Here is a 13,066-nt window from a genome sequence, read left to right as displayed (position 1 = left end):
CTCGGTCCGGGAGGAAACTGGCGCGGCTATTCCCCCGTGTCGTCGGAGGCGATCTGGAATTCGACCATGGCAGAGACTGTTTCGATCGCGTCGGCCAGCACGTCGACCCGTTCGGCGAGTGTCGGCGCCGCCAGCACCGCGTACCGGTCGGCCTGCCCCATCGGCACCCGCGAGGCGAGTGCGTAGATGTGCCGGGACGGGTCGTCGGCGACCTCGGGCGCCACCGCGAGCGCATCGGGTCGCAGCCGCGCGCCCCGCGCGCTGACGATCCGTTCGAACAGTGCCAGCATCGCATCGACGATCTCGCCGATGCGTTCGTGCGTCACCGGTGGGCCCGGCTCGTCGGGCCAGGGTTCGATGTCAGCGCGGGGGTAGGGGTCATCGTCCAGCCACTCGCGTACCCGGATCCGTTCACCGATGACGGTGCCCAATTGGTATTGGCCCATCCCGTGGTCGGCGTATTCGGTGATGCGGGCCAGCGCCCCGACGTCGCCGCGGACATCGCCGCCACCGACCTCGAGGCCGCGGGTGATCAGCACGACCCCGAACGCGGGATCGGTCATCTCCAGGCAGTCCCGCACCAGCTGCGAGTACCGCGGCTCGAAGATCCGCAGCGGCAATGGTTCTCCGGGCAGCAGCGCCGACTGCAGCGGGAACATCGGCTGGGCGGTCATGGCTACCGGATGCCCTGCCCCATGACCACATCCTTGACCGGCGCGGAGGGATCGACGAATCCGCACAGCGCGCTGGCCACGCCCGCCCACAGTTGCGGGTTCATCGAGACCAGCTGATTTCCGCTCTTCCCGATCGCCACGATCACTTCGCGCCGGGTGACGGTGTCCATGGTCAGGAACTCACGGCAGGTCGTGGTGAGCAGATCGGCGGGCACCATCCCCTTGCCGGCCTCACCGGGGGTGGCCACCGGGGTGCCGGTGATCGGTTTGGCGCAACCGCCACCGGTCAGGACGACGGCCGTCGCCACCACCGCGAGTCCCAGTCGTCTAATCCTCATGGGCGCCTCCCTCGGGTCCATTGCACCACTCCTCCTCGGGCTTGCGGCCCGCATCGTCGTGACGCGGGCTAGATATCCAGCTCCCCGACCAACGAGTCAACCACCGCGAGCAGATCACCGCCGCTGTCCTCGGCCACCCGGTGCTGGCGCTGATAGGACGCGCCACGCCGGGGGATGTCGGCGACCGCTGCCAATTCGTCTGCGCAGTGCAGTGATTCGGCCACCGGCTGCAGCCGGGTCAGCAGATCGTCGAGGTCCTCGGTGACCAGTCGTTCATTGCTGTCCGCGTCGAGGATGATGATGGCGTCCAGACCGTACCGGGCGGCGCGCCATTTGTTCTCCTGCACGTGCCACGGCGGCATCACCGGCAGCTGTTCACCGGCTTCCAGTCGACGGTCGAGGTCGACCACCAGGCAGTGCGTCAGCGCCACCAGTGCCGCGAGCTCTCGCAGATTGGACACCCCGTCGAAGACCCGCACCTCGATGGTGCCCAGATGCGGCGACGGCCTGATGTCCCAACGCACTTCGTTGATGTGGTCGATGATGCCGGTCTTCTTCTGGTCGTGCACGAACCGCTCGAACTGCCGCCAGGTCTGGAATTGGAACGGCAGGCCCGCGGTCGGCAACTGCTGGAACATCATCGCCCGGTTGCTGGCGTAACCGGTGTCTTCGCCGGCCCAGAACGGTGAGGAGGCCGACAACGCCAGCAGATGCGGATACTGGTTGAGCAGTGAGGAGATGATCGGCATTACCTTGTGCGCCGACGACACCCCGATGTGAACGTGCACACCCCAGATGAGCATCTGCCGTCCCCACCACTGGGTCCGCTTGATCAGCTCGGCGTAGCGCGGCGCGTCAGTGAGTTTCTGCGTCGACCACGACGCGAACGGATGGGTGCCTGCGCAGAACAGCTCCATGCCGCGTCCGTGCACGATCTCGCGCGCGCTGCGCAGGGTGCCCTTGAGATCGACCATCGCCTCGTCGACGGTGTCACAGACGCCCGTGACGACCTCGATGGTGTTGCGCAGCAACTCTTTATGGACGTGCGGGCTCTCACCGACATCGGCGATCACCTCGGCCGCCTCGTTACTGAGGTCGCGGGTGGCCGCATCGATCAGCGCGAACTCCCACTCGACGCCGAGCGTCGGCCGGGGCGACCCGGCGAAGTCGATGCGGCCGGGCTTCTCCGAAGGTGTTCTAGCCGGTGCCGACGACACCGCACGCCACCCGCTTGCCGGCGTCGCCGGTGGCCATCGTGGCTTCATCCGGGCCGGGCGCGCCACCCTGGATCTGCTGGTAGCGCTCCGGCGGGATGTTGGCGAAGTTGTCGGCGTCGGCGTGGATGATGATCGCGGTCCCGTTGCCGCCCAGCAGATCCTGCTTGGTGAAGGCGTCGGTGGTGGTCACCAGCATTGCCGAACCGTCCTCACGCACCTGCAGCGAGGCGAGGTCACCGCTGGCGGGATGCCCGCTGTGGCCGCCGGCCTGGAAGTGGCCACCCGCGGAGAGGAAGTCGCCGGGCGCGCCGCCGGTCGGGGCGACGGAGTTGGCCTCGCACTTGGCGAACGAGTGCAGGTGCAGGCCGTGGAAGCCCGGTGCCAGCTTGCCGGTTCCGGTGGTCTGCACAGTGACCGTCGCGAAGCCGTCCTGGAACTCGAAGGTCGCCGCGGCGACCTGGGTGCCATCGGCAGTCTTGATCTGGGCGGTCAGGGTGTCGGCGCTGGACGCGGACGCCTGCGGAGCGGCGTGGGTGTCCTCACCGTGGCTGGTGCCGTGGGTGCCTTCGCCCGCGGCGGCCGGCGCCGGGGATCCGGTCCACACGGGCGGCGTGGTTCCGGGCTGCGAGGCGATCGGCTCGTTCGGGCTGCACGCGCTCAACACGGCGACGGGAGCGACGAACAGGATGGCGGCGGCAGTTCTCAGCGGGCTGACGGTCGTGACCATGAGCCGAAGCCTATCCGGTCACCAAAACGATCACGCCCGGTGGCTGCTCGGCGATTTCCGGGATTCTCGGGGCCACCGGCGCGTTGAGCACCTTGGCCACCGCTTCCGCGGCGTCCTGCTCCCCGTCGGTGGTGCCGTAATACACCGTGGTCGCAGGCAGCGGCGGCACCTGCAGGTTGCTGGTCTCGGTGACATTCCAGCCGGCTTCGCGCAGCCGGTCACCGATCCGGCTGGCGGCGCCTTCGCCTTCACCGACGTTGAAAACCCGCACGTCGGCCTTGGGTGCGGGCGCGGCCGAGGTCGTGGACGTCGTCGTGGTGACCGTCCGCACCGACGTGTCGTCGCTGCTGTCGTCAGTGCCCGAGCCCATGGCCTGGAAGCCGACCAGCAGGAAGATCACCCCGAGGAACAGCAGCACCATCACCATGGCGCGCAGCGGCAGCCCGGCGGAATCAGGTACGCGGTCGTTCATCGCGCCCACTGTAACCAGCGGGTCCGCCACGGGAGAAAAATCAGGTGACCTCGAAGCCGAGTCGGCGCGCCGCGCGCGCCTTCTGCCGGCTCGCCCGAAGCCGTCGCAGCCGCTTGACCAGCATCGGATCGGCGGCAAGCGCCTCGGGGCGGTCGACCAGGGCGTTCAGCACCTGGTAGTAGCGGGTGGCCGACATCGAGAAGAGTTCCTTGATGGCCTCTTCCTTGGCGCCGGCGTACTTCCACCATTGCCGCTCGAAGGCCAGGACGTCGTATTCGCGGCGAGTCAGCCCATCGGGAAGGTCAGCGTCGTCATTGGACCGCTCGGCCCGTGCCATGGCGCCGTCCATTTCGATCTGTAGACCCTTTCGAAGACCTGCAAAAGACTTGCCTATGCTCGGCGCTCATTCAATCACGGTTGTCTCGGTTGGGACGGCAGCCAAGCCCGCGCGTCGGCTGACTTAAGCTTGCCGATCATGGCGGTTAGACCAATCGTGATTCTGGGTGATCCTGTTCTGCATTCGCCGACGCAGCCCGTGCCGGTCGGTGACGACGGTTCGCTGCCCGCGGATCTGGCCGATCTGATCACGGACATGTACGACACGATGGACGCGGCCAACGGAGTCGGGCTGGCGGCCAACCAGATCGGCGTCGGCAAGCGGCTGTTCGTCTACGACTGCGCCGACGAGCGCGGCAAGACGACGCGGCGGCGGGGTGTGGTCATCAATCCCGTGTTGGAGACCTCGGAGATTCCCGAGACCATGCCCGACCCGGACAACGACGACGAGGGCTGCCTGTCGGTTCCCGGCGAATCGTTTCCGTGCGGCCGCGCCAAGTGGGCGCGGGTCACCGGCCTGGACGCCGACGGCAACGCGGTCACCCTGGAAGGCCACGACCTGTTCGCCCGCATGCTGCAGCACGAGACCGGCCACCTCGACGGGTTCCTCTACGTCGACATGCTGATCGGCCGGCACGCGCGGGCGGCGAAGAAGACCGCGAAGCGGAACGGCTGGGGGGTGCCCGGCCTGTCGTGGACACCTGGTGAGGTGCCCGACCCGTTCGGTCACTGACCGATGGTCAGTCTGCCGCCGGTCGGCAGCCGGGTGAGCATCCGCTACCGCCTGCCCGCGGGGACCACACCGCCGATGTCCGACGTGATCGGTGAGCTGCTGGCGCAGGACCCGATGATCGTGGTGCGCACCAAGTCCGACGGCGTGGTGGAGGTCCGCCGAGCTGATGTGGTTGCGGTACGCGAGCTCAGCGTGGTTCCGGTGCGCACCTCCGAGATCCGCAACCTCGAGCACGCGGCCGCACTGGCCTGGCCGGGCACCGAACAGAGCTGGCACGACGGCTGGCTGCTGCGGGCCGCTGGCGGGTACACCAGTCGAGCCAACTCGGCTGTGCCACTCGACTTCTCGTCGAACATCACCGCCCTGCCCGCGATCGTGGACTGGTACGCGCAACGCGACCTGCAGCCGTGGCTGGCGCTGCCGGAGCGACTATTGCCGATTCGCGCCGACGGCATCAAGCACACCCGGGTGATGGTCACCGACGTCACCGCCACCGAGCCGGACGAGGCGGTGACATTCCTGCCGAGCCCGGATGCGGCCTGGCTGGCGTGCTACCAGCGCAACGTGCCGCCTGAGGTACTGACGGCGGTGGTCGACGGCGAGGTCGTCTTCGCCTCGACGGCCGGCGCCGGGGTCGGGCGCGGGGCGATCACCACCGCACCCGACGGCACCCGCTGGCTGGGCATCTCGGCCGTGCACGTCGACGCCGAACACCGCAGGCGCGGGCACGCCCGCCGGCTGTGCGTGGCCCTGCTCGACTGGGGCGCGCACCGCGGCGCCGACCGGGCGTACGTGCAGGTGCTGAACGACAACTCGGGCGCGATCGTGCTGTATCACTCGCTGGGTTTTCGGCTGCATCATCAGCACCGCTACGTCGATGCCCGGTCGTTGAGCCCCCGTACGCTGTAGGCCATGTCTGCCGACGTCTTGCGCCTGGCCACCTGGAATGTGAATTCGATTCGCGCGAGGGTGGACCGGGTCGTGGACTGGCTCGGCCGCGCCGATGTCGACGTGCTGGCCATGCAGGAAACCAAATGCGCCGACGACCAGTTCCCCACCATGCCGTTCCTGGAAGCCGGCTACGAGGTGGTGCACTGCGGGTTCAACCAGTGGAACGGCGTGGCGATCGCCTCCCGCGTCGGCTTCGACGACGTCGAGGTCGGCTTCGACGGCCAGCCGTCGTGGGGCAAGGACGCCGACGCCAAGGCCGAGGCCCGCGCCTTGGCGGCCACCTGCGGCGGCGTACGGGTGTGGAGCCTGTATGTGCCCAACGGCCGTACGCTGGCCGATCCGCACTATCAGTACAAGCTGGAATGGCTTGCCGCTCTCCGCGATACGGCTGAGTCGTGGCTGCGCGACGATCCGCAGGCGCCGATTGCCCTGGTCGGCGACTGGAACATCGCGCCGATGGACGACGACGTCTGGGACATCTCCGTGTTCGACGGCGCCACCCACGTGTCGGAACCGGAACGCAAGGCGTTCAACGACATCGTCGAGACCAGGTTCACCGACGTGGTGCGCCCGTTCACTCCCGGCCCCGGGGTCTACACCTACTGGGATTACACCCAACTGGCGTTCCAGAAGCGTCGCGGCATGCGCATCGACTTCATCCTGGGCTCACCGGCATTGGCCGAACGGGTGACGCACGCCGAGATCGTCAAGGACGAACGCCGCCCGGGTAAGAAGGGCGATCCCTCCCCCAGCGACCATGCCCCGGTGCTGGTCGATGTGAGCCGCTAGGCGTCCTCAGACCTTCGCCGGCTCGCTGACCTTCACCAGCATCTTGCCGATGTTGGCACCGGTGAACAGTCCGTTGAGCGCGTCGACGCAGGCTTCCAGACCGTCGAAGACGGTTTCGCGGTGCACCAGCTTGCCCTCGGATTCCCAGCGCCGCAGATCGGCGAACGCCTCATCGAAGCGGCCCCACATGTCCAGGGCGTTGAACCCCTGCATCGAGGCGGTCTTGGCCAGCAGGTTGACGTAGTTGGCCGGCCCGGGATGCTCGCCGGTCAGGTAGCTGGAGATGACCCCGCACAGCACGACCCGCGCCTTGGGTGCCAGCCGACCCAGCACGGCGTTCAGGATCGGACCGCCGACGTTGTCGAAGTAGACGTCAACACCCTTGGGGCAGTGCTGTTTCAGCGAGGCGGCGATGTCGTCGTTCTTGTAGTCGATGCAGGCGTCGAATCCGAAGTCCTCGACCACCGCCCGGCACTTGTCCGGGCCGCCGGCGATGCCGACCACCCGGGCACCGGCGATCTTGGCGATCTGCCCCGCCACCGAACCGGTGGCACCGGCCGCCGCCGACACCACCACCGTCTCGCCCTCTTTCGGACGGCCGATGTCGGTCATCCCGAAGTAGGCGGTGGCGCCGGTCGGTCCGTACACGCTCATGATGGCCAGCTGATCGGTCTCGCCGGGGATCGGGGTGCTGAACATGTCGTCGCGGATGACGGCGTAGTCCTGAAACCCGGTCAGGGTGGTGACGATGTCCCCGACCGCGAACGCGTCGCAGCGCGATTCCACCACCTCACCGATACCGGCGGCGCGGATGACCTCGCCGAGCTGCACCGGCGGCAGGTAACTCGGCTGATCGTCCAGCCAGGTGCGGACCGCGGCATCCAGGCCCACGTAGGTGGTGCGCAGCAGCGCCTCCCCCTCGGCGAGGTCGGGTGCGTGGGTGGTGATCAGCTCGGTGTCGGTGGATTGCACCAGGCCCGAGGGGCGGCGGCGAAGGAGTATCTGGCGGTTCGTCAGCGCGGGCACGGTGTCCGAAGCTACCGAAGGCAGCGCCGATTCGGAGGCCAGTTGGGACAGTCGCGATGCGGCGGCATGACACGCCACCACTGCCCAGCAAACGGCGAAGACGTTCCATCATCGCGGCCAGGATGATTTGATGGCAGTGCCACGGCCGGTCCGTGGTTCCAAGGGGGAGGTCTCGGTGCGCCGCGCAACCGCAATGTTCTGTTACAAGCCTGCAGCTTTCACGGCAGCCGTCGCCCTGTCGATGTCGACGTTGTTCGCCGGAATCCCGGTGAGCTCCGCCGACCCGGACGACGGCGACGGCGGCAGCAGCTACGACGATGGTGGCGGATACGACGACGGCGGCTATGACGACGGCGGTGCCTACGACGAGGGCGGCGTGGATTTCGACGACCCGGGGGACGTCGACGACGGCGGCATGGATGATGCGCCCGAGGTGGACGACCCCGCCGACGAGGACGCGCCGGAGTCACCGGGAGAGGACCAGCAGGAGCCCGAGCAGGCCCAGCAGCCAACGGGCGAGGAGCCTGGCGCCGAGGATGAGCACCCCGACGGCGAGCACCCGGACGGCGGCCCCGCGGAGCCGTCCGCCCCGGACACCCACAGCCCCGACGACGAACCGAATCCCACCGCGGACCCGGACGACGAGCCCGACGCCGAGCCCAAGCCGGACACCGCCGAGGTCCCGCGCGACGACGGCACCACCGCTCGGCGCGGCAGGGTCGTCGGCCCGAAGACCACCACCAAGGGTGCCCGTTCCTACGCGAACAAAGTGAAGGCCGCAGTCCCCCGGCCGGCCCGATCCAGGGGTGGGCGGCTGACCAGTCCGGTAAAGAAATGGAACTCCCGCTGGACCTCATACGACCGGTACTACCGGCCGGTCTTCATCAACCCGTACCAGGCACCGCTGCGGGTGGTATACGAATCCGGTGGTACACCAAGGACATTCACTGTCCCGCCGATGCAACGAGCTGTGATCGACACCCCAGGACCCGGCGTGTACAGCTTCACCGCGTCGATTGAAACCGGTTCTGCCCCACCGACCAACATCGCGGTCGGCAGCTTCTCCGGCGGCGGCTTCAAACCGGCGCCCGGGCAGGCGCCCCCGCAGAAGCCGGCACCGCTCAACATCATCAAGAACGCCCTTGTCCAAGTGACGTTCGACCAAGGCACCTCCGCGCCGTTCCGGGTGCGCACGCTGACAGATCTGGGCAAGGACCCCGCCGTCGGCGATGCCACGCGGGTTCTTCTCGACGGCGAGATTCCCGCCTGGGGGCAGTGGTCGAAGGACGACCACGGCGAAGCGCTGTTTCAGATCTCCCGGACGCAGCTGCTGCCCGGCGTCGACCCGCCCGCTCAGGACCCGCTGCCCGGCTACGACATCAAACTCGTTGCCGGCCAACAGGCGCCCCCGGCGCAGGCTCAGCGACACCAGAACCGCGCGCTGTTGATCGGCGGTGGGGTCGCAGCGGTAGTGGTCCTCGCGGGCGTCGCGATCACCGTCGTGGTGGTTCGCCGGCGGCGTTCCAGTGAGCAGCCGGAGAGTGTGGAGATCGCCGACGGCGGCGCGTGAGCCGTCGCCGTGATCCCGCGCCCCAGAGCACGGGCGGGCATTGTCCGTAGTATTTGGCGAATGGCGCAGATCGGCTGGACTCTCGTTGCCGCTCTCGCGCCGGTGATGCTCGCATCGTGCGGCGCCCCCACATCCGCGACACCGTCACCGACCTCGGTGGTCGCGTCGAGCGGCGCGGAGTTGCCGTCGACGATTCCGTCGAGCCCTGGGCAGCCGTGCCACCTGGCGCCGGTGCGTGACCTCATCGAGTGGCACAGATCCAGCCATCCGCCCAGCGTGGACGGTTCCACAGGGCCGGCAGCGTCAGCGGTCAGACTTGGCAACGTGAACCTCGTCGGCTGCAAGAGCGTGCTCGACGGGTGGGTGGAAGATCATTCGGTCAGCGACGCCGAAACCGCAGCAGGGTTTCGCGACTGCTCCGAGATCGCCTGGGCTGATGACAATCCCGGCTATGACGTTCACGCCGTACCGGCACCGCGCCTGAAAAAGGTTCTCCTGCAGGCCGGCAACGACTGCTGATCCGCGCCGGTCGCTCTCCCTGCTGTCCATCGGTCGTTCCGGTCCACGCCATCGCCGGGTTTCCGGGAGATGAACATTCCGCGATTCGTGTGGCGCCCACGGCTGTCCGCAAGAACCATGGTCGAGATGGGGTCGTTTGTGTCGGTGTACGTCGATTGGGCAGCGACGGTGGAGCACGTTCGTGCGGCCGCCAGGCAACTTCCATTGCCTGTGGGCGTGCAGGGCATCAACGTGGTGGAGGCCGGCGATACGTTCGGCTGCCGGATCGCCGTCGATCTGACCGGTGACTTCGACGAGCAGCGCGACGGGACCCGCATCGCCCGATCCTTCGCCGCCCAGCTCTCCGATGCGCTCGCCGTCCCGGCGTTCGCGCTTCGTGACCTGATCTTGGTCGGCCGTTCGGATTCGTGATCCGTAGCCGTTCTCGGCTGGTCACGGTCCGTTCGAGCGGGCGTGCTGGGCTCTGAGGGTGAGCTCGGACCTCAGCATCCCGATCCCGAAAAGCACTGCGCATCAGGCGTTGACCTGTATCGACGCACTCATCGAAGGATATCGACGGCAGCGTCCGGCCGGCGGTGCCAGGATGGTCGGCGATCTGCTCGAGTTCCGTGAGGCGATCGCGCAGAGCATGCGCGCCTCGCGGGACCGCACCGCCCGGATGGGCGCCCTCACCCTGTCCAGGATCTCCGAGCGCCTGACCGCATGCGCACAAGCCGAGGTCGGGCCGGCCGAACTGCAGGCCGCAATGTGGCGCACCGCGGGACGGTTACATCGCTGGGTCGCCGAGGGCAGCGCCCCGCCGCCGGCTACTCGGTCGTCGTCGCGGGCGCCTGGTCTTCGGTGACCTCCGCGACGCCGTAGCGGCCCGGGTTGAACATCGAGGCGATCGCGCCGATCACCATCATCAGCGCGGCGGCACCGAACACCACCACCAAGCCGGAGTGGAACGGTTCGGTGATCAGATTCGGGAAGAACGTCTGCCCGGTCAGCACGTCTGCGTTGACGCCGGGCTGGTGCAACGCATTGTAGGGCGCCAGGAGTTCGCCGATCGGGTTGTACCCCAGGAACGCCGCGAACAGGCTGCCGACGGGCGGCAGGTTGGCGACGTCGTGGGCTACCGAAGCCGAAACACCTTGAGCCTGAAGGCCTTCGCTCATCGCAGCGGGCAGGGTGTGGGCCAGCCCGACGATCATCAGTGAGAAGAAGATCCCGATGGACAACGAATTGCCCGCGTTGAAGAACGTCGAGCGCACCCCGGAGGCGGCCCCGCGCTGCGACGCGGGGACGCTCGACATGATGGCCGCGGTGTTGGGTGCGGTGAAGATGCCACCGCCGATGCCGTTGAGGAACACCAGAACCGCGAACACCCAGTAGTTGAAGTTCACCGGAATCAACAGCAGGGCAACGAAAGTGACCGCCATCAAAAGCATGCCGCCGACGGTGAACGGCCGCGCGCCGAACCGGTCGGCGAGCGACCCGGCGATCGGTGCTGCGGCCAGGAAACCGAACGTCGCGGGCAACAAATAGATGCCCGCCCACAGCGGAGTCGATTCGAAGCTGTAGCCGTGCAACGGAAGCCAGATGCCCTGCAACCAGATGATCAACATGAACTGCAGGCCGCCGCGGCCGACGGAGGACATCAGCCCGGCGAGGTTGCCCATGCCGAACGCCGCCGACCGGAACAGCCGGATGTCGACCATCGGTTGCGACACGCGCAACTCGATGAAACAGAACACCACCAGCAGCGCCAGCCCACCGATGATCGAGCCCAGCACCATCGGGCTCGTCCAGCCGGTCGTCGAATCGCCGTAGGGCTGGATGCCGTAGGTGATGCCGATGAGCAACACGGTCAGCCCGACACCGAAGGTGATGGTGCCTGCCCAGTCGACGCGGCCCGGGTTTCGCACGCCCAGTTCCTTCAGCGAGCGCACGCTCCAGAGGGTGCCGATCACGCCGATCGGCACACCCACCCAGAAGATCGCTTGCCAGTGCACCTCGGAGAGCACGCCGCCGATCAGCAGGCCCAGGAACGAGCCGGCAACGGCGGCGACCATGTTGACGCCCAGCGCCATGCCACGCTGGTTGGCCGGGAAGGCGTCGGTGAGGATGGCCGACGACGACGACATCAGCATCGCGCCGCCGACGCCCTGGACCACCCGCCAGGCGATCAGCCAGATCGCGCCGCCGTCGAGGTGGAACGGATCGAATGACAGCGCGATGGCCGCCAGGGTGAACACAACGAAGCCGATGTTGTAGATCCGCACCCGACCGAACATGTCGCCGAGTCGGCCGAACGGAACCACCAGAACCGCAGTCACCACGAGGTAGCCCATCAGCATCCACAGCAGGTAGCTGACGTTGCCGGGAGCGAGCGGATTCAGGTCGATACCGCGGAAGATCGCGGGCAGGGAGATCAGGACGATCGAGGCGTTGATCGAGGCCAGCAGGATGCCGAGCGTCGTATTGGACAGGACCACCCACTTGTAGTGCGGGTGGTCGTGGTCCATCCGGCGGCGGCGCCGGTCGGTCTCGGCAAGGGCCGGGTCAAGCTCCGTCGTCACGGGCGAATCTCGTTTCGTATGCAATCGTCCAGCAAAAAGCAATGGGCGCCGTCCGGCGCAATAACGCATATGTTAGCTATACAAATCATTCGGAGCCAATCGTTGTCCCGGCTCTCGCGGTCCCGCTCACCCGTCGAATTTCACGTTTCGCAGCGAAAGGTCGAGTGGGCAGCCGCAAAACGTGAAAATCGGCGAGGCTCGGTCATGGCCTCCAGCCGCGGGACCGCAAGAGCTTGGCGGCGCGCCGGATGATCTCGTCAGCGCCGCCCTCCTCTTTGATCACATGGTCGACCGTCCACCCGAGGCTTTCCACGATTGGACGCAGCCGCAGATCCTTCACGTACGCGCGGCGATCGGTTCGATGTACGTCGCCGTCGTACTCCGAGCCGACCCGGAATTCCTCCCAGCCGAGATCCAGAATCCGCACCGCCCGCCACCCGTCGAACACCGGAACCTGCGTCGTGGGACGCGGGAGTCCGGCGTCGATGTACAGCAACCGCAGCCGCGTCTCCTGCGGTGAGGCTGCCCCACCGTCGACCAGGGGCAGCACACCGGCCAACTGCTTCAGTCCCCGCGCACCGGGATACCGCTTGGCGAGGATGAGCACGTCTTCAGCGGAGAACACCGAGTTGCGCATGAGCGCATCCATCCTGGCGATGGCATCCCCTCTCGGCAGGTGCCGGCCCAGGTCGAAGGCTGCGCGAGCACGCACCACGACGGGGATGCCTGAAACCTTGGTGACCTCGTCGGGTGCGAGCGACTCCTGACGGACAACCAGACCCGGTTGCGGCCGCGCATGTCGCGGCGATATCAACTCGATGGTCGTGCGTGCGTCGACCCAACTCGCACCGTAGAGACCGGACGCCGCGACGCCGGTGATCACGGCCTGGCGGCCGGTCGCCAACCAGGCCGCCTTCGCCCGGTCCCACAACGTGACTGGTGAATCCTTGGGCATGTACACGCCGCGGAAGAGCGGTTGGTACCAGCGAACCAATTCACTCCTGGTGAGCCGGCCATCGGACAGCGCTTCACGGCCGACGAACACTTCCCGCTTGGCCATGAACGGGAGCATGCCAGCGCCGCCCGACACCGCCGCCGAATTTCACGTTTCGCAGCGAAAGATCGAGTGGGCAGCTGCGAAACGCGAAATCCG

Annotated in this window: 17 protein-coding genes; 8 read left to right on the top strand and 9 right to left on the bottom strand. The window is 67.5% G+C overall.

What is annotated here, in order from left to right:
* Positions 1 to 26: 26 nt before the first annotated feature.
* The 6 genes from CRM90_RS01420 to napA form a co-directional block, all read right to left on the bottom strand.
* Positions 27 to 674: an LON peptidase substrate-binding domain-containing protein gene (locus CRM90_RS01420; RefSeq protein WP_102805213.1), complete on the bottom strand. Its 648-nt coding sequence runs from the start codon at positions 672 to 674 to the stop codon at positions 27 to 29.
* A gap of 2 nt (positions 675 to 676) precedes the next feature.
* Positions 677 to 1,012, bottom strand: coding sequence for a hypothetical protein (locus tag CRM90_RS01415; protein ID WP_142391308.1), 336 nt, complete (start codon positions 1,010 to 1,012; stop codon positions 677 to 679).
* Positions 1,013 to 1,080: 68 nt separating this feature from the next.
* Entirely contained in the window at positions 1,081 to 2,229 is a 1,149-nt protein-coding gene (locus CRM90_RS01410; protein WP_102805211.1) for a glutamate--cysteine ligase, read from the bottom strand.
* On the bottom strand, positions 2,210 to 2,956 hold the full coding sequence (sodC, locus tag CRM90_RS01405; protein ID WP_102805210.1) for a superoxide dismutase[Cu-Zn]: 747 nt from the start codon (positions 2,954 to 2,956) through the stop codon (positions 2,210 to 2,212). Before sodC ends, CRM90_RS01410 begins: the two co-directional genes overlap by 20 nt.
* Before the next feature lie 10 nt (positions 2,957 to 2,966).
* Positions 2,967 to 3,428 carry a LytR C-terminal domain-containing protein gene (locus CRM90_RS01400; RefSeq protein WP_102805386.1) on the bottom strand — a complete coding sequence of 154 codons (462 nt, stop codon included), beginning with the start codon at positions 3,426 to 3,428 and terminating at the stop codon, positions 2,967 to 2,969.
* Between the two features lie 40 nt (positions 3,429 to 3,468).
* Positions 3,469 to 3,777 carry a nucleoid-associated protein NapA gene (napA, locus tag CRM90_RS01395; protein ID WP_036343097.1) on the bottom strand — a complete coding sequence of 103 codons (309 nt, stop codon included), beginning with the start codon at positions 3,775 to 3,777 and terminating at the stop codon, positions 3,469 to 3,471.
* Between the two features lie 126 nt (positions 3,778 to 3,903).
* Between napA and CRM90_RS01390 the strand changes: the two genes are divergently transcribed.
* From CRM90_RS01390 to CRM90_RS01380, 3 genes are read left to right on the top strand one after another with little or no spacing between them, the layout of a single operon-like run.
* Entirely contained in the window at positions 3,904 to 4,497 is a 594-nt protein-coding gene (locus tag CRM90_RS01390) for a peptide deformylase (protein WP_102805209.1), read from the top strand.
* A 3-nt stretch (positions 4,498 to 4,500) separates the two neighbouring features.
* Positions 4,501 to 5,406 carry an N-acetylglutamate synthase, CG3035 family gene (locus tag CRM90_RS01385; protein ID WP_102805208.1) on the top strand — a complete coding sequence of 302 codons (906 nt, stop codon included), beginning with the start codon at positions 4,501 to 4,503 and terminating at the stop codon, positions 5,404 to 5,406.
* Between the two features lie 18 nt (positions 5,407 to 5,424).
* Positions 5,425 to 6,237: an exodeoxyribonuclease III gene (locus tag CRM90_RS01380; RefSeq protein WP_102805385.1), complete on the top strand. Its 813-nt coding sequence runs from the start codon at positions 5,425 to 5,427 to the stop codon at positions 6,235 to 6,237.
* Between the two features lie 6 nt (positions 6,238 to 6,243).
* Here CRM90_RS01380 and CRM90_RS01375 read toward each other — a convergent pair whose 3' ends face one another.
* Positions 6,244 to 7,263, bottom strand: a complete 1,020-nt coding sequence (locus CRM90_RS01375) for an NADP-dependent oxidoreductase (RefSeq protein WP_102805384.1) — start codon at positions 7,261 to 7,263, stop codon at positions 6,244 to 6,246.
* Positions 7,264 to 7,393: 130 nt separating this feature from the next.
* Between CRM90_RS01375 and CRM90_RS01370 the strand changes: the two genes are divergently transcribed.
* The 5 genes from CRM90_RS01370 to CRM90_RS01355 all read left to right on the top strand — a co-directional run bounded on the left by CRM90_RS01370 (position 7,394) and on the right by CRM90_RS01355 (position 10,196).
* Positions 7,394 to 8,833: a hypothetical protein gene (locus CRM90_RS01370; protein ID WP_142391307.1), complete on the top strand. Its 1,440-nt coding sequence runs from the start codon at positions 7,394 to 7,396 to the stop codon at positions 8,831 to 8,833.
* A gap of 116 nt (positions 8,834 to 8,949) precedes the next feature.
* Entirely contained in the window at positions 8,950 to 9,072 is a 123-nt protein-coding gene (locus CRM90_RS31280; RefSeq protein WP_286145606.1) for a hypothetical protein, read from the top strand.
* A gap of 85 nt (positions 9,073 to 9,157) precedes the next feature.
* Positions 9,158 to 9,352 (top strand): hypothetical protein, encoded by a 195-nt coding sequence (locus tag CRM90_RS30180; RefSeq protein WP_142391306.1) that lies wholly within the window; start codon positions 9,158 to 9,160, stop codon positions 9,350 to 9,352.
* 126 nt (positions 9,353 to 9,478) lie between these two features.
* Positions 9,479 to 9,763, top strand: coding sequence for a hypothetical protein (locus tag CRM90_RS01360; RefSeq protein ID WP_131536177.1), 285 nt, complete (start codon positions 9,479 to 9,481; stop codon positions 9,761 to 9,763).
* A gap of 58 nt (positions 9,764 to 9,821) precedes the next feature.
* Entirely contained in the window at positions 9,822 to 10,196 is a 375-nt protein-coding gene (locus CRM90_RS01355) for a hypothetical protein (protein WP_102805204.1), read from the top strand.
* Here the strand turns inward: CRM90_RS01355 and CRM90_RS01350 are convergent.
* Complete coding sequence (locus CRM90_RS01350; protein WP_102805203.1) at positions 10,159 to 11,859, bottom strand: MFS transporter; 1,701 nt, start codon at positions 11,857 to 11,859, stop codon at positions 10,159 to 10,161. The genes CRM90_RS01355 and CRM90_RS01350 overlap by 38 nt on opposite strands.
* A gap of 256 nt (positions 11,860 to 12,115) precedes the next feature.
* Entirely contained in the window at positions 12,116 to 12,973 is an 858-nt protein-coding gene (locus CRM90_RS01345) for a putative endonuclease domain-containing protein (protein ID WP_199189728.1), read from the bottom strand.
* Positions 12,974 to 13,066: the final 93 nt, after the last annotated feature.

The sequence above is a fragment of the Mycobacterium sp. ENV421 genome, assembly GCF_002887815.1.
Lineage (GTDB): Bacteria > Actinomycetota > Actinomycetes > Mycobacteriales > Mycobacteriaceae > Mycobacterium.
Note: the sequence above shows the minus strand (reverse complement) of the source record. Positions and strands in the feature narration are given on the sequence as shown.

Excerpts from the sequence above, each read along its gene's own strand:
- CRM90_RS01420 (WP_102805213.1), bottom strand. The coding sequence starts at position 674 with ATGACCGCCCAGCCGATGTTCCCGCTGCAGTCGGCGCTGCTGCCCGGA.
- CRM90_RS01415 (WP_142391308.1), bottom strand. The coding sequence starts at position 1,012 with ATGAGGATTAGACGACTGGGACTCGCGGTGGTGGCGACGGCCGTCGTC.
- sodC (WP_102805210.1), bottom strand. The coding sequence starts at position 2,956 with ATGGTCACGACCGTCAGCCCGCTGAGAACTGCCGCCGCCATCCTGTTC.
- CRM90_RS01400 (WP_102805386.1), bottom strand. The coding sequence starts at position 3,428 with ATGAACGACCGCGTACCTGATTCCGCCGGGCTGCCGCTGCGCGCCATG.
- napA (WP_036343097.1), bottom strand. The coding sequence starts at position 3,777 with ATGGACGGCGCCATGGCACGGGCCGAGCGGTCCAATGACGACGCTGAC.
- CRM90_RS01390 (WP_102805209.1), top strand. The coding sequence starts at position 3,904 with ATGGCGGTTAGACCAATCGTGATTCTGGGTGATCCTGTTCTGCATTCG.
- CRM90_RS01385 (WP_102805208.1), top strand. The coding sequence starts at position 4,501 with ATGGTCAGTCTGCCGCCGGTCGGCAGCCGGGTGAGCATCCGCTACCGC.
- CRM90_RS01370 (WP_142391307.1), top strand. The coding sequence starts at position 7,394 with ATGGCAGTGCCACGGCCGGTCCGTGGTTCCAAGGGGGAGGTCTCGGTG.
- CRM90_RS01360 (WP_131536177.1), top strand. The coding sequence starts at position 9,479 with ATGGGGTCGTTTGTGTCGGTGTACGTCGATTGGGCAGCGACGGTGGAG.
- CRM90_RS01350 (WP_102805203.1), bottom strand. The coding sequence starts at position 11,859 with ATGGACCACGACCACCCGCACTACAAGTGGGTGGTCCTGTCCAATACG.
- CRM90_RS01345 (WP_199189728.1), bottom strand. The coding sequence starts at position 12,973 with ATGGCCAAGCGGGAAGTGTTCGTCGGCCGTGAAGCGCTGTCCGATGGC.